Annotated in this window: 18 protein-coding genes; 7 read left to right on the top strand and 11 right to left on the bottom strand. The window is 29.0% G+C overall.

Annotated features, from left to right (window positions below; translation table 11 throughout):
• Positions 1-89 precede the first annotated feature (89 nt).
• Together Q0912_RS17190 and Q0912_RS17185 are read left to right on the top strand one after the other, a co-directional pair.
• Entirely contained in the window at positions 90-1,193 is a 1,104-nt protein-coding gene (locus tag Q0912_RS17190) for a DUF2911 domain-containing protein (RefSeq protein WP_299117459.1), read from the top strand.
• Positions 1,194-1,307: 114 nt separating this feature from the next.
• The gene (locus Q0912_RS17185; protein WP_299117457.1) at positions 1,308-2,480 is read left to right on the top strand and encodes an alpha/beta hydrolase-fold protein; all 1,173 of its coding nucleotides are present in this window, start codon (positions 1,308-1,310) and stop codon (positions 2,478-2,480) included.
• Between the two features lie 259 nt (positions 2,481-2,739).
• Here Q0912_RS17185 and Q0912_RS17180 read toward each other — a convergent pair whose 3' ends face one another.
• From Q0912_RS17180 to Q0912_RS17165, 4 genes are all read right to left on the bottom strand, one after another.
• Entirely contained in the window at positions 2,740-3,147 is a 408-nt protein-coding gene (locus Q0912_RS17180; protein WP_299117454.1) for an OsmC family protein, read from the bottom strand.
• 80 nt (positions 3,148-3,227) lie between these two features.
• A complete protein-coding gene (locus Q0912_RS17175) occupies positions 3,228-3,557 on the bottom strand; it encodes an antibiotic biosynthesis monooxygenase (protein ID WP_299117452.1) in 330 nt (109 codons plus the stop codon).
• Between the two features lie 136 nt (positions 3,558-3,693).
• Positions 3,694-4,281: a hypothetical protein gene (locus Q0912_RS17170; protein WP_299117450.1), complete on the bottom strand. Its 588-nt coding sequence runs from the start codon at positions 4,279-4,281 to the stop codon at positions 3,694-3,696.
• A gap of 251 nt (positions 4,282-4,532) precedes the next feature.
• Positions 4,533-5,081 (bottom strand): hypothetical protein, encoded by a 549-nt coding sequence (locus Q0912_RS17165; RefSeq protein WP_299117447.1) that lies wholly within the window; start codon positions 5,079-5,081, stop codon positions 4,533-4,535.
• Between the two features lie 367 nt (positions 5,082-5,448).
• Between Q0912_RS17165 and Q0912_RS17160 the strand changes: the two genes are divergently transcribed.
• Both Q0912_RS17160 and Q0912_RS17155 read left to right on the top strand, forming a co-directional pair.
• Positions 5,449-5,781 carry a hypothetical protein gene (locus tag Q0912_RS17160; RefSeq protein ID WP_299117444.1) on the top strand — a complete coding sequence of 111 codons (333 nt, stop codon included), beginning with the start codon at positions 5,449-5,451 and terminating at the stop codon, positions 5,779-5,781.
• An 848-nt stretch (positions 5,782-6,629) separates the two neighbouring features.
• A complete protein-coding gene (locus Q0912_RS17155) occupies positions 6,630-7,766 on the top strand; it encodes an agmatine deiminase family protein (RefSeq protein WP_299117441.1) in 1,137 nt (378 codons plus the stop codon).
• Between the two features lie 91 nt (positions 7,767-7,857).
• Here Q0912_RS17155 and Q0912_RS17150 read toward each other — a convergent pair whose 3' ends face one another.
• The 5 genes from Q0912_RS17150 to Q0912_RS17130 all read right to left on the bottom strand — a co-directional run bounded on the left by Q0912_RS17150 (position 7,858) and on the right by Q0912_RS17130 (position 12,060).
• Positions 7,858-8,586, bottom strand: coding sequence for a LytTR family DNA-binding domain-containing protein (locus Q0912_RS17150; protein ID WP_299117438.1), 729 nt, complete (start codon positions 8,584-8,586; stop codon positions 7,858-7,860).
• On the bottom strand, positions 8,567-9,619 hold the full coding sequence (locus tag Q0912_RS17145; RefSeq protein ID WP_299117435.1) for a histidine kinase: 1,053 nt from the start codon (positions 9,617-9,619) through the stop codon (positions 8,567-8,569). Before Q0912_RS17145 ends, Q0912_RS17150 begins: the two co-directional genes overlap by 20 nt.
• Before the next feature lie 12 nt (positions 9,620-9,631).
• Entirely contained in the window at positions 9,632-9,991 is a 360-nt protein-coding gene (locus tag Q0912_RS17140) for a DUF4907 domain-containing protein (protein WP_299117432.1), read from the bottom strand.
• 163 nt (positions 9,992-10,154) lie between these two features.
• Positions 10,155-11,162 carry a kelch repeat-containing protein gene (locus Q0912_RS17135; protein WP_299117429.1) on the bottom strand — a complete coding sequence of 336 codons (1,008 nt, stop codon included), beginning with the start codon at positions 11,160-11,162 and terminating at the stop codon, positions 10,155-10,157.
• Positions 11,143-12,060 (bottom strand): DUF6268 family outer membrane beta-barrel protein, encoded by a 918-nt coding sequence (locus tag Q0912_RS17130; RefSeq protein ID WP_299117426.1) that lies wholly within the window; start codon positions 12,058-12,060, stop codon positions 11,143-11,145. The genes Q0912_RS17135 and Q0912_RS17130 overlap by 20 nt, the downstream gene beginning before the upstream one ends.
• 208 nt (positions 12,061-12,268) lie before the next feature.
• Here Q0912_RS17130 and Q0912_RS17125 point away from each other — a divergent pair, with 208 nt between their 5' ends.
• Together Q0912_RS17125 and Q0912_RS17120 are read left to right on the top strand one after the other, a co-directional pair.
• Positions 12,269-13,585, top strand: a complete 1,317-nt coding sequence (locus Q0912_RS17125) for a DUF4270 family protein (protein WP_299117423.1) — start codon at positions 12,269-12,271, stop codon at positions 13,583-13,585.
• Positions 13,578-14,819, top strand: a complete 1,242-nt coding sequence (locus Q0912_RS17120) for a hypothetical protein (RefSeq protein ID WP_299117420.1) — start codon at positions 13,578-13,580, stop codon at positions 14,817-14,819. Before Q0912_RS17125 ends, Q0912_RS17120 begins: the two co-directional genes overlap by 8 nt.
• Positions 14,820-15,223: 404 nt before the next feature.
• Here Q0912_RS17120 and Q0912_RS17115 read toward each other — a convergent pair whose 3' ends face one another.
• Together Q0912_RS17115 and Q0912_RS17110 are read right to left on the bottom strand one after the other, a co-directional pair.
• On the bottom strand, positions 15,224-15,979 hold the full coding sequence (locus Q0912_RS17115; protein WP_299117417.1) for a LytTR family DNA-binding domain-containing protein: 756 nt from the start codon (positions 15,977-15,979) through the stop codon (positions 15,224-15,226).
• 137 nt (positions 15,980-16,116) lie between these two features.
• Entirely contained in the window at positions 16,117-16,875 is a 759-nt protein-coding gene (locus Q0912_RS17110; RefSeq protein WP_299117414.1) for a LytTR family DNA-binding domain-containing protein, read from the bottom strand.
• Positions 16,876-17,289: 414 nt separating this feature from the next.
• Here Q0912_RS17110 and Q0912_RS17105 point away from each other — a divergent pair, with 414 nt between their 5' ends.
• A complete protein-coding gene (locus Q0912_RS17105; protein WP_299117412.1) occupies positions 17,290-19,647 on the top strand; it encodes a histidine kinase in 2,358 nt (785 codons plus the stop codon).
• The last annotated feature ends 60 nt before the right edge of the window (positions 19,648-19,707 follow it).

The raw sequence follows: 19,707 nt of genomic DNA, 5'->3' as shown, positions 1-19,707 counted from the left end.
TTTGTCTTAAAGAATTTAGTTCTTTTGATTTCATTAATCAATAGTGTTAAAAATATAAATCAAAATATTTTCGGTGAAAATACACAATCATGAAAAGACAATTCTCTTTTATAGCCATCTTGATTTGCGGATACATATATTCGCAATCACCGTTTCATACACTAAAAATGCCGCAACCTAGTAATAAGGTTACTGAAATACAAACTCTAGGTGTTACCGATATAATCTTGAAGTATTCAAGCCCAAGTTTAGATAGCAGGGACGTATGGAATGATGCCAATGTTATTCCAAGAAACGGAACCCCTTATCCTTGGAGAGCTGGTGCTAATATGAATACAACAATTGAATTTGATACTGAGTTGACCATTGAGGACTTAAAGATAAAAAAAGGTAAATATGGATTACATATAATACCTAATGACAAAACAAAAGACTATACCGTTTTATTAGCTAAGGCAAATGATCTATGGGGAAGTTATTATCTCGACATTGAGAAGGATATATCCTATAAATTTAATGTAAGGGATACTATTTGTCCATTTACTGAGAAATTAGATTTTGAGTTTTATCATAAATCCGATAGTACAATGATCTTAGCACTTGAATGGGGAATTAAGAGAATTTCAATGAGAGTTGCAGTTGACTTAAAAGAAACGGTCATTAATAGATTAAGATCGGAACTAAGAGGGATTAACACCTATCGTTGGGAGGCCTGGCATGATGCTGCACAATGGTGTATGGAAAACGATATAAATCTTGAAGAAGCACTTTCTTGGATTAACAGATCAATCAATGGAGTTGGGAATAATCAATTTGGTGGACAGAAAAACATAACTAACTTAACGATGAAGGCTAGAATCGCTAAAAAACTAAAAAAGCAAGATTTATATGATGAGACTATCAACGAAGCTTTGAGTTTAAATTCGTATTCCGCACAACAAGCACACGATTTCACCATGTATCTATTTAGAAATAAGCAATATTCTGCTGCATTAAAATTTAATAAAAAAGCAATACAGTTTCATAATGAGTGGTTTATTAAATTTAATTTTATTATAAGCAATTATTTAGAAGGTAATCATAAAGTTGTAAGAAGAGAACTAAAAAATTTAAGTGTACCTGAATGGTTTACAGACAGATTTAATACCATTAAGGAGCAGTTGATAAAAAGAACATATCATCTTCCTGATTGAGGAGAATAAAAATAAATACACAAAGTGCTATATACTAATAATTTAAAAAAGCAAAAGAGTACTATAATTAATTTATTTCAATCCATAAATAGAATACTTTAACAATAAAAAATTATGACTAAAAAATCTTTATTATTAATCGTCTTTACTCTATGCCTTAATTCCATAAACGCACAACATAATACTGCAACTGGATATAAATCTCTTTCATTCAAATCTACAATCTTATCTGGGGATCGTGAAATTTGGATTCATACTCCTAAAATAGAAAAAAACAGTTTAAATAACCCCCAATCAATTTTTCCAGTAATTTATGTACTTGATGGAGAACATAACTTTCATAATGTTGTTGGAGTTTCAAAAGCTTTAGCTAGGGCTAATCTAATGCCTAATGTAATTGTAGTTGGTATTACTGGAATTAATAGAGAATACGATTATTCACCAAGTGACCTAAAAGTTGATTATATGAAAACAGGAGGGGGTGATAATTTCCTTTCATTTTTTGCTAACGAATTAATCCCATATATTAATAATAATTATCCATCTTCTAATCACAATACTCTTATCGGACATTCTATTGGAGCAATGCTTGCATTATATGCGCTTACAGAAAGCCGATTAGATTTATTTAACAATCATTTATCTATTAGTCCTAGTTTGTGGTGGGACAATCAATCGTTGGCAGAAAAATGGAAAGAAATATTAAAAGCTCCAGAATTCAATCAAAACAAATTAGTTTTCATTACTATGGCTAATGAAGGTATTTTAGGTAAAGATGGTGAAGCTATGCATAATCAATATCTAAAGTTTAAATCTGATATAAAGAATAGCCGAAATTTTGAAGTAGATTATCTCGATTTATTTGATGAAGATCATCTTTCTACAGTCACTCCTGCCTTACATTATGGATTAAAATTTCTTTTTAAAAACTGGAATATCGATCATATTTACAATTCTCGTAACTTCTCAGATTTAAAAAAAGCATTACAGGAATTATCCAAAATATATAATTTTAATATTACTCCAAATTATACTCAATTAGTCAATATGGGACGGTATTTTTATGTAAATGAGGATTACAAAACGTCTATCGAAATATACGAACTTGGTTTAAAAGCATATCCTAAAGGATTACAACTTAATGGGTTTGCAGCTCAAGCTTATTCAAAAGATAACCAGGTTGAAAAAGCTAAAGAATATTTAAATAAAGGATTAAAAATTGCTATTTCTAAAGAGTCGCCAATGATTTCATGGTTCAGAGATCAACTAGACCGACTTGAACCATAAAAAATCGACAATTACTAACTACGTTTATAATTCATTACTAGTTTTCTGACTTTTTAAAATAATTTAATAGTAAATATTCAAACTCTTAGCTATGAAGTAGACGATACAAATAAATTTTAAATGTTCTGCAATTAAAATATATGTGGGTTATATTGTATTCAATAAATAAGGTAGTCATTTTTTATATCAAGAGAAATGAACTTTTTATAAAGAGTATTATCAGTTTTGATACCTAAATATAATTATTAAGTCTTCGTCACTATGTTGGTAATAAGGTCAAGACAGATATATTGATATTTATCAATAAGATTCTTGAAACAAGACAGGTTCTTGCGGCTTTTTTAATCATTCTTAAGACATTTGTTTTAACATCTTCTTTAATAATAATATCAATCGATATAGATTTTATACCCCTATGAATAAGAGATAACTCTTTCTTAACCAAAATTTCGACCTTATGGTGACTAATGTTATTGCTTTCTAAAATATTTTCAATTGTTGTGGCAATGCATGTGCCAAGTGCAGCTGCTAGCATATCTGTTGAAGATAACTCCTCTCCTATCCAACCAAACTCTTTTAGGGATTGAGTTAATATTATAGTATTCGAATTATTAATAGCAACACTACATTTATTATTGTTATTATATAAAATCTTTATTTCTCTCATATTTTCAAAAGATAAATATACTAGTTCATAAATTTTAATAATCAACATCATTAAACATCAAAAAACGAAATAGGAAAACTTTAATCTATTTTAAGATGATTACTAGTATAAAAATCACCAATAAAATTTTCGTGTTTTGTTAGCTTTTCACAAAATTTATCAAGTATTCTAAACCCCTCAGAATAGTTTTCCCTAAAGTTATCCCTAGCTTCCTTTGAATCCCAAGAGTCAACTGTAATAAATCTATTTTTATTTTGAATATCTTGGTAGAACTCAGTTTCAATAAATCCTTGACTTTTTTTAAATAATTGAGCCCAATCACCTTGAGGGTTATATATGTTTTTAAATTTAGATATACAATCATCCTTTACAAAATACTCCCAGACATAAATAAATTTATTTTTTTTCATGATACTCTTGATTTTAAAATGAAAATGTCAATCCCATATAAAACTTTTGCAATCTTTAGAAGTGTAAATTTTATTTATAATATAACGAAATATTCAGTTTAGTTGACTCAAATAATAAGTGTAATAAATCTTATGATTAATTTAATAAGTTTATCATTACATCCATTCTTGCGAGATGTATAGAATACATCTGATTATTAATTTTTTTATTGACAAGATATAATAAAGGTGTGGTAATAAAAATCGAAATAATAGCAACTATTATGAAACTCATTTGAATGATTGGATCGATATCATTCTGTAATATCGTTGATCCTATTATTAGTCCTAGAATTACACTACAAGGAAGAAAAAATAATGATTTTTTCTCTTGAGATTTTATACTTTGTTTTATTAATTTACTATGAATCTCTAGATGCGTCTTAATATTTACAGTAAATAAAATATCCTCAAAGGAAGCAAAATCTTTATAGAAATTAATTGTTTTTGTTAATTCATATATATTGTATAAGCAAAACAATAAGCTTAATGATTTTATAATTTTATTGGGGAATATGATTGCTACACAAACAAAGAAAACAAAAGTGAATATTAATGAAAAGCAATTAATTTTTAAGTTGCGTTTTAATAATCTTAGAGGGCTTTTACTCTTCTTACTAAAAATATTTTTAGTTTTTAATTGATTGTTGTGGCTTTGTTTGATCCAAATTTCTTCTATTTCCATAGTTGTTTTTTAATTAACTTATCCTTAAAATTCTTCTTGATACGAAAAATCCATATTTTATCCTTCTTTATGAGTGTTTTTTAAGCTCTAAAAAATTACAGTAACTTAAGGTGTTCTATTTTTTGTATCAACTTTTCCATTAAAACAGATGAAAGAACTTCAAACAGATTGATAAATGTAGCTTTATCTATCTATTTAGTTAGTTTAATGTAATACAGCCGAGTGATAATTCACTTAGCTAACTTAAAGCCTTAATTCTTTTTACGCCTATTATATTTGCTTTTCGAAAAAACAAACCATGTCTTACCTTCATCTAATGTGCCCTCAACTAAATGCTCAAAACTATTTTTGCTTAAATTGAAATAGGATACCCTAAATGATAGTTTTTTTTCGTTATTAAGAAGTATAGGCTGATCTGACGTAAGATTGGTAAAAATAAGACGTTCTTCCTCCCATTTTCCTGTATAAATGTCCATTAATCCATATTCTTTATCCATAGCTGACAGCTTATAGGCGTTAATCCTTCTGTCAAATCCAATATGTGTAATCATATTAATTTCTCCATTTGATGTCAAATATGTATTCCTTTCACTAATAAATTTACCACTATGTTCTAATTTAATATTTGAATATGAAGTCCCAAGATTAATCCACCTTTCACCCTCCTTATTTTCATAATTTTCAATTATCCATTTACCTTCTAAAATAGATAACTTGTCCATTTCTTTATTTGATTCCTCAGATTGTGCCAACGTGAAAAAATAAAAAAAGAATATTAATAATTTCAGCGTATTTTTCATAAAATTCAGTTTTAAGATTTTAAACAACTTTGCCAGAAGCAAAATTATTACTTGAATTATTTTTGCTTTTTTTAAACTTACTCAAAGCTATAATTACAATAGAATAATAGTATCCTAATTCAATAAAAGCAAACAAATTATCAAGACATATATATTTACTTAGAATATAGAATTAAATTTAAACAATAATATAAAAAGAAACATGACTCGAAAGTTTATACGATTTACTTCCTCAAAATATTTTCCTATCAAAGGTTATTTGCTATTTAGCGAGTAAATTTATACAGATTCGCTGAATTAGAATAGTGAAACCGTTGAGCAGCCGCATCTTTATAGCACCATAAATCAACATTATTGTTTCATTTAATTGAAAAAAGAATATAAAATAAGCTTTGACCATATAAAATGGTTACATACAAAAACAGGAGTCGAAGAGAAAGTAATATTTTTTAATAATCAAAAATTACGATTATTAAAATTTCACAAAGGGTTTGAAGAAAAGGATTGGTGCAGTAAAGGGCATTTTGGATGCGTACTTGAAGGAAGTCTATCAATAATATTCAAGAAACAAAAAATCAGCTTCAGTAAAGGGGATTTAATTTGTATAGATGCAGGAGAAAATTCTCGCCATAAAGTTTTTTTAAAAAAATCAGAATTAGCTATTTTGTTTCTGATTGAAAATTTACCAAACTGTGAATAAAATTAAAACTGTTTTAAAACTATTTATATATACTTTAAAAAACAATTTTACCAAAATCTAATAGTTAGTTTACGAAGACTAGGTAATGTTCCTAATTGACGCTTTTGCAAATTAGTAAACACTAGTTATTGATAATTAACAACTAACATAGAACAGATTCTTTAAAAAGAGCCTGTTCTTGTGCTTTGATATAATGAACGCTTCTTAAACCTAGTAGAATGAGAGTTTTATATTATTTAGTTTTTCAAATTGGCTCCTAGAATATATCTATAATTAAGGTTGAGACAAGCATAGTTGGCAAGATGTTCACTTCGTCGTTTTTACATGGCTTTAATTTTAGCAAATATTTCTTGTTTAGTTAAGAACATTAATCTAATTTAGATAGATAATAAGTGAACACAAAACTGAACACGTTTTGGAACACGATTTACAATATATAGGGCATTAAAAACCTCTAAAATGGGTTATTTGAACCTAATAGGAGTATTTATAACCCGGAGGTCTCGAGTTCAAATCTCGATCTCGCTACAACAGTAAAAGTCTAATACGAGAGTGTTGGGCTTTTTTTATGGGTTGCCATGAAGATGTATTACCCTTTGAATTCTTAAGAATACTTGTAAAAGCAATTAAATCTATTTTTTAAAAAATCGAATGAAAATGTAATATCAGCGTCAACAACGAGATAGTTTATACGATTTAACAAGTGTCTAAAGGTTTCTAATAAAACCCTGTGTCTTTTTTCCTTTTTTGCTAACTTGTTCTGTAACAACATAAATTATAAATAAACACGTTAATAACAATTAAAACCGACCGATTAGGAATTTAATTGAAATATAGAAATGACTCAAATGAATATAATATTATTAATGTTTTTAGCGGTAGTAACTTCTTGTCAAAACAACAATGATGCTACAGAACCAATAAATAAGGTAGAAATTATGTATACAATGCCAGAAGAGAGCGAACCACATGAAGGCACATGGCTTCAATGGCCGCATCAGCACCAATATGGAGTTGCCTACAGAAATCGCTTGGATGCAACTTGGGTTTCGATGACAAAAGAATTAGTATCGAGCGAAAACGTTCATATCATCGCTTATGATCAAACTGAAAAAGACAGAATAATTTCATTATTAACTATCGAAGGTGTTTCATTAACAAATGTTGATTTTAAACTCTATGAAACTGATGACACATGGATTAGGGATAATGGGCCTATATATGTTAGGGATAAAAATGGAAATTTAGTTATTGAAGATTGGGGATTTAACGGTTGGGGAAATAAAGTTGATGATATAACCGGGTTATTAATTCAGTCGGATAAATGCAATGAAATTCCTTCGAAAATTGCCTCAGATCAAGGAAGAACAATTATAGACCTTAATTCTGAGATGATAAATGAAGGTGGTAGCATAGAAATTGATGGAAATGGGACATTAATGGCTTGCAAAAGTTCTATACTGAACAATAACAGAAATCCGGGAATTAGTCAAATACAAGCTGAGAAGATATTTAAAAAGTATTTGGGAGTAACAAATTTTATTTGGCTTGATGGACAAGCCGGACTTGAAATTACAGACCAACATATTGACGGTTTTGCAAGATTTGGAAATTCAAATACAATTGTTACCATGGAACCAAATGATTTATTGAATTATGATGTTCAACAATCAGATATTGATAAACTCTACGCTGCAAAAGACAAAAATAAAAACCCCTATTCTTTTTTAAAAGTACCATTAACTAAGAACAATGTGGTAACTACAAACGGAACAAATTTGGGCTATAAAGGTTCATATATAAACTACTACATAGCCAATACAAAAGTATTAGTTCCTAACTATAACGACTCAAATGATGCAATTGCAAATGCTTTAATTCAAACCTTGTATCCCTCTAGAACTGTTGTTGGAATTGATGTAAGGAATTTATACGAAAATGGCGGAATGATACATTGTGTAACACAACAACAACCTTCCGATTAAAGTTATACTCTTTGGCTAAGTCCCTAAATAATAGAAATTAGTTTTCCTAACTATTAGTAAATTAAAAAATGTTAGATAATTTATATTAAGGTTACTTAATTTTAAATCTATTGTAAACTTCACTTTTATATACTTCTCCTATTGGAATCCGCTCATTATTTAATATAATTTTATTCTTCTGAATAGAACTAATTTTATTTACATTAACAACATATGATCTATGCACCCTAAGAAATTGTTTATTAGGCAGCTTATGTAAAATTTGTTTAAAATTCATTAACGTTAGTACTGGTTTAGTATTAACCAATACTATTTTTAAATAATCCTTTAGGCCTTGAATAAATAATATTTCAGATACGTTAAGCTTTAGATTTTCATATTCGGATTTTATAAAAATAAAATCATCATCTATTTGTTTTTCATAGCCAGCAGAAGATAGGTTGGCACCTATTTTATTTTGATTTAAATTTAATAATTCCTTAACCCTATTTATTGCTTTAATAAATCTTGGAAAAGGAATTGGTTTTACCAAATAGTCGGTCGCATTTAAATCAAAACCCTCTAATGCATATTGAGGGTATGCAGTTGTAAAAATAAAAAAGGGTCTGTTGTTTTCAATAGATTTAATGAAGTCTATACCAGAAATTTGCGGCATTTCTATGTCTGAAAATACTAGATCAACTCTATTATTGTTCAAAAAATCTAAAGCCTCTAGAGCATTGGTAAAAGTTTTAACAACAGTTAGTGATCCTAAAGCATTGCAATAAGACTCTACAACTTTAATAGCTAAAGGTTCATCATCAATTATTATACATTTCATTTTGTTCTAATTTTAAAGACAAATCCACTTTATAATAACCATCTTCTGTTTTAGTGATTAATTGGTGGTTACCATTATATAGATAGTTGAGTTGATTCTCTATATTTATTAACCCAACACCAGAGTTAGTTTCATCTTTTTTATGAAAACCAATAATATTCTCTACTTTAAAACGCAATAAATCTTCATCTATTTGTATTAGTATACTAATGCGAGTGTTACCTTGGTAATCCGTACCATATTTAAATGCATTTTCAATAAATGAAATTAAAACCAAAGGGTGTATTTTAAGATGTTTTGTATCTCCATGAATATTCAGCTTAACGTCTTCCGAATTTTTAAGTCTTAGTCTTTGTAATGCTATATAGTGTTTAATATAATTAATTTCTATTTCTAAAGGCACTTTTGCCTCACCTACTTCGTAGAGCATGTAGCGCATAAGTTCTGATAAAGTTATAACAGCTTCTTGGGCATCATCGGATTTACTCCTTACTAATGAATAGATACTATTTAATGAGTTGAATAAAAAATGTGGGTTTAATTGGGTTCTTAAAAATTGTAGTTCAATTTCTTTTTTATTGTTTTCTAATTGTTTTGATAAACGCTCTCTCTTGTAAAAGTCTATAACCAAAGAAAAAATACCCCCCAACAAAAAAATAGATAAAGAAAATATTAGAGGCATCATATACCGCATCCCCTTTAAAAATCGAATATTACCACGTTGCTTTATTATTTCTTCTTGCATTGTATTAAAAGAAACATTTGGCACCATATTAATCATTAAATAATTAAAACTGGCTAAAAATAAAACCGACGTAACGATATATAGTAAAACCTTCTTTTTTAATAGTAACTTAGGAACAAAAATGAAATAATTGGAATAGAACAATACAGGCATTAACAAGACCCTAGAGTATACATCTGATGGTATTCTATCTAATTCGAGAAATGATATAGTTATTGGTATTAAGGATAAACACAACCATACGGATATATGAATAAATACCTCTTTTAAATGTGATACATTTTTCAAAATAATATATGTTTATTCTACTATTAAGTTATTAAAGGTAATACTATTGGACATTACCTCATCAATGGTTAATCTTGGTGTTTGATTTCTATATAATTTATTCAAAACTAACTTTCCTATAATTTCAGCGTCTTCTTTTGATTTAAAAACTCTTCTTCCTTTAACAGCTGGCACATATTCTTGTTTTATTAAGACTTTATCATTTTTTGCGATTACATAAATCCAGCTACTATCTTTTTGAATAACTTTTAAAGAATACCCTTTGCTTTCTTTTTTGTCATCCGCATTAACCAATACTAAAGTGTTAATAACTAAAACTATACCTATAATAATTATAACAAAAACGGATATATACTTAAATAATTCTTTCATTGCCATAAACTTTCAATTTATTTTCTATTTTAAATAAAAAGAGTCAGGAGCAATATAAAATGGAGTATCATATTTTACCTGACTCAACATTTGGCTATTAATCATATCAATTTTAAAGCTTAATGAGCCAAACTAACAATCAATAATAAAACTTAAAATGTATTTAGTTATCATCATCATCTTGTGAATCAGTTGGGAAAAATTCCATATTATCATCGAGGTAAAGCGTCCCATTACGCCCAAGAGCTACAAATGCTCTCTGCCCATTACTAAAAGCAACAGCATCTCTTCTTGCAACTCTCTCAAATGATGTTCTTTCTACCCACTCATCTCTATTAGGATTATATTCATACACAGTATCCAATGACCCTCCTACTTCACCGCAAGCTATATAACCCAATCCATTTAATGAAAATGCTACAGCATTAGCCCTTAAAACATTATCATCGTCGTCGTCATCAATATCAGTTAAAACAGACCATGTTTCAGTATTCATATTGAAGACCCAAAAATCTTCTTCATATATTCCATTACTTACGCCTGTAGCCAAATAAACGTCAGAGCCTATAGTAAATGTTACACCATCTCTTCGCTTTGAACCGCCAAATCCAAATAATTCTTCCCATTCATCTATTGCCGGATCATATTTCCAAAAATCTTTCTTGTCACCATCTCCATCAAAGCCAGTACCTACGTATCCGAAAGAATCTGAGCCAAAACCTACACTACCATAGCGTGCTGTACCTCCAAAATCTGCTATTTGTTGCCATGAGTTAGAAGTAACATCATATTCATAAAAATCTGATAACTCTTGATTGGTATCACCATTAAATCCTGTTCCTATATACCCTTTTCCGTTTATTGTAAATGACACAGCAGAACTCCTTTCCTGGCCAGGAAAATCTGCAAGTTGCTGCCAGGAATTTGTTGCAAAGTCGTAAGTCCAAAAATCATTAAAGTAATCATCACCATCAAAACCAGTTCCCATATAACCTTTATCACCAATGGTAAAAGCGGTGGCACTACTTCTAGGTTCCTCATTAAACACTGAGGTTTCTGCCCAATTACCGATTAAATCATTGTCGTCATCGTCGTCTTCACAACTATAAAAAGGGACAATGAATAGACATGCTATTATTAAAATTCTGCTATTAATTGTTTGTTTCTTCATTTCTTTTTTTATTTAAATTAAAGCTTACTGCTATGTTGAGAAAAATTGTTTCGTTGGTATTAATATCGTATAAGGTCTTATCTTCTAAATCAATAATCTCCATATTACTAACTGGTATATACCCTAGTTTGAAATGTGTTATCCAATGCTCATCGAATTTTAGTTGATAGCCTAACGTAAGTTTTAATCCGTTAAGCTGAATTCTTGAGTTTCTGATTTTCTCATTTTGCGCATTTAAAATACTGGTCGAATTATTTGCAAAGAACCCTTCTGGACTTAACGTAAAATTGATTGCATTCTTCTTGTTAAAATCATGAAAGAAACCAGTCATTGGCAATCCAATACTATATCTAGTATTAGAGTTTATTTGTTTGTTATAAGATAGTATTGGAAAGAAAATTGGCCTACCGAATAAGGTTCCAAAACCTGCTCCAAGTGTAAGGCTAGATTTTAAACTATCTTTCACCCATATTTTACTAGTGCTCAAAAATGTATTATAGAAAAAATCGTCCGTTGATAAATTTCCATCAAGCGTAGACGATAACATAGGTGAAATTAAAGCATTGATAGACCAATTATTTTTTAATGGTTTTCGATAAATAAGACTAAATCTTACATTATGAATGTTTTCAAAAGTATCTAAAGTATTAGTGAGTAAAACATCCTTGAAATAAATATCGTATTTAGTATAGCCCAGCCTAAAAGTCAATAAAGATTTACCTAGTTTTTTGACCGCACCTATTGATAAAGCGGTTTTTTCCACTTGTGTATTTCCTAAACTTGGCAGAATACTATACTCAAATCTACCAACCTCTAAACCACCACCTGTAAATAATGAGTTTTGTGCTATTGATAAATTGACAAAAAAACTAAAAAGTATTATTGTGATTTTTTTCATCAATGCGAACTTAAAGCATGCTTTGGTGACTTTTAAACAAACTATACCAGCATCCTTTTTTTATAGATTAATCAGGCTATTCTATATACCAATTCTAAGTTTAGTATTTATAGAGAGTTATATTGCTTTTGTATATATAAAGTCAGTACTCGTATAATAATATTCCTACGTTCTTTTTTAATGGCTTTTTTTGTTCAAAATTGAGCTTATGGACTTTAAGATTATAAAACAAATCGCCCTAGCACTATGTGGCATTATAATACTAGTCAGATGTTCTGAACCCGATAACGTTCCTACTCTAACTGTAGGTGAAGATTTTACCAACACTAACATTAGAGTTCTTTCTATAGACACCTTAGAAGTTAGTTTATCTACAATGAAGTTTGATTCTATTATAACATCAAATTCTCAGCGCCTTTTATTTGGAAGATATGAAGATTCTAATTTTGGTAACATAAGAGCTTCTTCTTATTTTGAATTAACTTCGAATATTTTTTTCGTAGATGATGAAGCAGTACTAGATAGCGTGGGCTTAGTTCTTAACTATGATAATTATTTTTATAACGATACTACTCAGACTATAACTATTAATGTTCATAAGCTTTTAGACCGCTTAGATAGTGAAAATGGTAACCTTTACAATACCTCTGAATTTGATTATGAACCTATACCTCTAGCCTCTCAAAGTTTTATACCAGAGCCCAGTAGAGATTCTTTATATGTTGCTCTACCTTTTCAATTTGGGCAAGAAATATTTCAAGGTATTCAAGATAACGAATTAGAAGATACTGAATCTTTGGCACAGATACTAAAAGGAATAACTATACAACCAGATAATAGTGATAACGGCTCAATTATTGGTTTCAATGTTACTGAGAGCCATGTTAAGCTATATTATACTATACCAAATGAATTAGAAGATGAGGAAGAGGAATTAGAATTAATCATAAATCTGTTTGATACCAATACTTATTTTAATAATATTAAAAGTGATGTTAGCGACTTACCCCTTGAGTTAATTAATGACCAAGAAAACATACTCTCATCTACTGAAAGTAATAACTTCTCATACTTACAAGCTGGCATAGGTTATGTGACTCGCATCGAATTCCCATCTATTAAAAGGCTTAAAGAAATACCAGGAACTGGCACTATACTTAATGCTACTTTAGAAATAAAACCCAGTAATGATTCTTATTCAGATATAAGACCTATTTCAGACATTTTATTCCTATACCTAGTGAATCAAAATAATGATTTAACATCTCAAATTTCAAATAATATCGATTTTATCACAGCCTCTTTAGTCAGGGAAAATCAAGAGTTTGGCGATATTATCTATTCTGTACCAGTCCTAGAGTTTGTGGATAGAAAATTTTTAGAGCAGCCCGAAACTGAAGATGCACTTGTTTTATTACCACCAGAGTTTAACTCCACAATAAATAGTATACAATTTAATGACGCCTTTAATAATGACTTTGAAGCAAAACTAGTCTTAACCTACGCTATTTTAAACAATGAATAAAATAATTATTCCTTTGTATGTTCTAATGCTCACATGGGCTCAAATTAGTGCTCAAACTAATAATTTAACAGGTTCTCCATATTCATTATTTGGAATAGGAGTTGAAAGTACTAGCAATACAGGTAGAAATAGTGGTATGGGAAACTTAGGTGTTGCCTTAGAAAGCAGTAGCCAAATTAATCTACACAACCCGGCTTCTTTTGCTACTATTGAAAAAGAAAGGTTTGTCTTAGATCTGGGAATGTTCACAGAAACACAGCGTATTTCTAGTGGAGGTCGTGATGAGATGCGTTTTGCCTCAAATTTTTCTAATGTTTCATTAGGCTTTAACGGTAACGGAAAATATGGTATAGGTCTTTCATTAAGACCTGCTACTAGTGTTGGCTATGCTCTCATTGGCATTGAAAGTAATATCGAAGGTAGCAATGAACAATTTACAACCAATATTACTGGTTCAGGAGGTCTTAATGAAGTAAGGTTAGATTATAGCAGAAAGTTAACACCTAATTTAAATGCTGGGTTAAAATTCTCATACTTCTTTGGCTCCATAGACGAAACAGAAGCTATAATAGCAGAAAACAGCCGAGTATCTACTAATGATGTTAGCTATTATAGTGGAGCTACTTTTGGTATTGGACTACAATACAAATTTCTTGATCGCTTTAATTTTGGTTTAAACTTAGATTTACCTACAACCTTAGGTGGAAAGCAAGACACAAATTCACTAAAATTTTCTTTTGATGGTATTACTATTCTAGAAGAAAGCACGGACAAAAATATTGAGGACTTTAAGTTGCCTCTAAGGTTTGATATTGGTTTTAGTACAACATTTAATAATTTTCTATTATCAGGCGAATATAAATCAAGTCTTTGGTCAACAACCAATCAAGAAGACGGTGTGGGTAAATATGTAGATCAAAACATATTTGCAATAGGTGCAGAATATGTTATTAATCCTAATAGTTTAAAATATTGGAAACGTATTAACTTTAGAGGAGGTCTAAACTACAACAGTGGTTATTTAGAAATAGATGGTTATAAAGTAGACAATTACAGTGCCGCTTTTGGTATAGGATTGCCTCTTGGCAGAAAGGCTGGTTCTCACTTAAATCTTTCTTACAATATAGGTAACAGAGGCTCTAACAGTAGTTTTTTAGTTAACGAAAACTTTAGCACACTAAATATTAATATAACCTTATCAAGCATTTGGTTTCAGAAACGCAAATACAATTAAAGTATAAAACTGATAAATTCACTTATAGAAAGCAGCTTAAATTTCTGAGACTAATCTATTACTACTAAAAGCAAAATTAATTATCTAGACTAGTCTCTTTTAAAGCTTTTACTGAAACAGTAAAACGTTATTATAATCCATCTATACCGATATAATACCAGTTATTCATTTACAATTGTATATTGATATAAGCTTTTTAATATTTAAACTATTAAAAGTCGTTTATATATGCCAAAAGCCAAGATCATAATCTTTTTATATTTTATTGTTTTATTGATTCTTAATTGTCAAGTACTCTTTAAGTTTAGCTGTATTAACTATATAGAGCCTATTTGTTATACATTGCTCATTATGTTCTCAATTATACTGTTTTTTCTCGTAAAACAAATTGAAGCTAAATAAATCTAATCTTTAATCTCTAAAAATCGTTGTAAGGCATCTGTCTTCCTTTTAGAAATAGGGATTGCTCCATTGTAACCTTCCACTTCACATACAAAACCGTTATTTTTCTTATAAAGATGTCTTAGTTTAGATAAATTAACTAAATACGAATTATGCACCCTAAAAAATCCTTTTTTTTTGAGCTTTTCTTCATATTCCCCCAAATTTTTGCTGGTTACTATCTGTTTATCTCTTAAGTGAATTGTGGTATAACGTCCTTGAGCTTCACAAAATAAAATATCATCGAGATGCTCTAATTCTATTTTTGATAAGGTTGGAATAGCAATAATATCTAAATCTTTGACTTTTTTTCTATTGGCTTTGGTCTCCAAATCTTTAATATACTTCTTAGATCTTAATTTCTTAATAACTTTATGGAGCGCATTAATTATTTGTTCTAACTCTAAAGGCTTTAAAATATAATCTGAAATTTCATACTTTATCGCTTTTAGTGCAAATTCTTCATAAGCACTCAAAACAACAATCTCAATATCATAAGGTTTTAATTCATCTAATAAGTGAAAAGGGTTATGCTTATCTACATGGATATCAAGAATAACAGCATCTGGATGTAATTCTTTTACAAGTTTTACACCACTTTCAACACTACTAGCTGTACCATTAATAGCTATATTAGGAAAAAACCGATTAACATAGCTCTTAATTAATTTTACAGAACTTTGATCGTCGTCAATAACAACGATGTTATATGTATTCATACTTTGAGAAAAAAACTAAAGTAGTCTAACTTACTTTCTTAACTAAAGTCCACGTAATTAATGGTAGTATATTGTAACAAGTGGTAAGATTATTGTTATAACTGAATACTTAGGGAAACTAAAAATTAGTAAACGTACTATTTTAAACCTAGAAAACGATGCAATTGATCTTGTCTACGTTTGGCTATAGGCAATAAATCCCCATTTGACATTTCACAATAGTTGCCTGCAGCTTTATTAATATTTTTCACATGGGTTAAATTAACAATGTAGCGGTTATGAATTCTAAAAAAATGAGTGTCCTCTAGAGTTTTCTCGTAGTCACCAATATTTTTAGTCGCAACTATTTTTTTATTCTCAGTTAAATAAAAATTAGTGTATCTACCCTCAGACTTAAAATATATAATACTTTCTAAATTGATAAAATCTATTTTATCCATAGAGGGCACCGCAATAATGTTTAGATCGTCATAATCCTGAATGGTTTTAGCCAATACATCTACTTGCTCACTCGCAGTATAAAAACTACGTTCAATATCTTTATATGCCTTAGCTACAGCAGATATCAATTCTTCAATTTCAATAGGCTTCATTACATAATCTATGGCGTTATAACGAAATGCTTTTACAGCAAATTCATTAAATGCTGTAACAAAGATCACTTTAATTTCATTGTAGTCCACGCTTTCTAAAACGTCAAACCCAGAGCCTTGATCTAAAACAATATCTAAAAACAAAAGGTCTGGCTGTAACTCATTAATTACTTTAATAGCATCTGCTTTTGTATTTGCTGTTCCGGAAATGTTTACATAAGGACAATACGTCTTTAAGAAGTGAACTAAGAGATTTACATTATTAACCTCATCATCAACAAGGACTGCATTAATACTATTCATTTAAGGGGTTTCTTAGGTTAATAACTAAATGGATCATTAACTAATGTAAATTAAATCTTATTAAAATACAAGATTATGATTAGTAACAACCAAATTTTGTAATTTCTAACATCAAAATATCACTATGAGCAAAATATATATTTACAAAGTAATAAATGGCAATTTTTAATACATAAACGGTCATTTTAATGTCATATTCGGTAAAATCCTATATTGTAGTTTTGAATTACTTCTTCTAACAAAAAAGCACAAAAATTTATTACTAAATACATTTTAAATTGTTGATTATTAAGTATTTAAATAATATTTTATTCAAAATTCTTATTAAAGAAATTGCTTTCTAAAATTTAGGTGTAAAATTAATTTCGTAAATAAAATACTACTTTTGCATTACCTAACCACCAACCCAAAATTATGATACGAATTGTATTATTCGTTATAATTGTATCGTTTCACTTTTATGCTACAGCACAGCAATATTCTGCTGTAAAATACTTGGGTTCGGAAATAGGATTACCTTCTGATCTGGTCTATGAGATCATTGAAGATAAACAGGGATATATTTGGATAGCAACTGATAACGGTGTTGTAAAGTATAATGGAACCAGTTTTAAAGTATTTCAAAAAAAGGATGGTCTTTTAAGTAATGATATTTTTGAAATTAGTCAAGACTCTAAAGGGCGTATCTGGCTTACTGGCTATTATAAAGGGCTTAGTTATATACAAAACGATAAAATTTATACGCTATTTAAAAATGAGTTCGAAAATGGATTAAGTTTTGTAGAAGAACAAAAAGACACTTTATTTTTTCGTAAAATACACGATTCTAAAAGGTATTATTACCTACCACAATCAAACCAACTCAAGCCTTATCCTGTAAAGCCTAATGTACCATTGCATGAAGGTTTAAAACGTAAAGAGAAACAATACCAACTCAAAAAGAGAAACGATACTACCAATAGTATTTATTTTTCTAAAAAAAATGAAAATCATTTTGATAAAAAGCACATTTTAAATAATGACCTAACTCAAAAATTTACTAATTTAAATATTGATTTCCATAATGCCAATAGAATCCTCGAAGATAGTTATGGCAATTTTTGGGTAATCAGTGATATTAATGAGCTGATTTTTATTCCTAAAGAGTTTTATAAGATATATCAAATAGCAAGTCAGGAGCTTTTTTCTGATCAAGTGGTTTTCTTTAAGTACGCCATTAAGAATCAAAATAAAATCTATTTTATCACTAATACCAATATGTTTTACGCATATAACATAGAAACTTATAAACTACTATTAATAAGCGATTTAGCTCAAAAAATTCCTCATAAAATTTCAAAATATGAAAATGGTATATTGATTAGCTGTTACAAAGAGATTATACAATACAACTACCTAAATGGACAATTAGCAGAGACAATTTCTGTAAAGACTGCTCCAAGTAGAAACCTAGATACACATAAAGATATGGCTTACTACATAAAAGGTTCAACTCTTACAGAATATCCTTCAAATCGTAATATTTTAAATCTCAAAACCAATTTAAGAGTCAACAATTTAAGCATTTCTGCTAATGATAATATTATAGTTTCTAACGAAGAGGCAATATTTAAAATAAATCCACTGACCAAACATCAATTAATCAATGACACAATTAAAAACATATCATCATTGGGTCATTATAAAGATTATGTCCTCGCCGGAACATATTCTGAAGGCTTATTTATTCTTAACAAGCAATTACAATTACATCAAAAAATCTCCTTAAAAGAGAGTGTTTCCAGTATCATATCTGATCATAAAATGCAAAGATTGTATGTCGGTACTTCTAGAGCCATACATATGTATAGATATAATAGCAAAGGATTTTCTAAAGAAAGAATTATAAATACCTATGATGGTTTAGGTAAAGGCTCTTTAAACAATATGCTTATAGACGACAATTCTATAATCTATTGTAATAAAAAGACCATAACTATATTAGATAATAATTATGACACACAACCTATTAATGGGATTATCGAAATTGAAGCTGTTTATAACACCGATAGTATTTACAACCACAATACTACTTTTTCAATTTCAAGGTCCAACAATAATTTAAGTATAAAAAACTCTATCCATACATTTAATAATCCGGCAAATTTTGAAACGTTTTACACATTAACCAAGGATGAAACGATTAGCGAGAAGATGATGTTTAATAACAGTGTATTGACATTTAATTCATTAATGCCAGGTAATTACACATTAAAACTATTTGCTAAACAGGTTGGCAATGATGAGACTCTTAGCCATAAAAGTATAAGCTTTATTATTGCCCCTTATTTTTATGAAACTATAAGTTTTAAAATCTTAATGATTTTGATTTTACTATTTATAGCTTCAGTGGTAATAATATTCTATGTAAAACAATTGAAAAGAAAGCATAACACTTTAGTTAAAATTAATACTTTAGAATCTAGAGCACTTTCTGCTCAAGTAAACCCTCACTTTGTTTTCAATGCTTTAAATGGTATACAAAGTGTACTTTTTTTAAAAGGTGAACAGGCTACAAATAAGTACATAAGTATGTTTTCTAAATTATTACGTATCAACTTCAGTTTAGACAACACAAATTTGATTGCTATTGAAGATGAAATTGACTTTTTAAAGTCCTATATCCAAATTGAAAAAATGCGCCTTGGTGATAATCTAGATGTAGTATTTGATGTTGATAGTGAGGTGAAAAAAATTAAGATTCCATGCATGCTATTGTATGTCTTCAAATAAAGTTGAACTTTTCTGTTAGAAATTTAAGCGAGAAGTTTTACTAATTTAAGCTAAATTTTT

Source organism: uncultured Winogradskyella sp. (genome assembly GCF_947498345.1).
Classification (GTDB): Bacteria; Bacteroidota; Bacteroidia; order Flavobacteriales; family Flavobacteriaceae; genus Winogradskyella.
The sequence above is the reverse complement of the archived record's forward strand: the minus strand, read 5'-3'. Positions and strand labels throughout refer to the sequence as shown.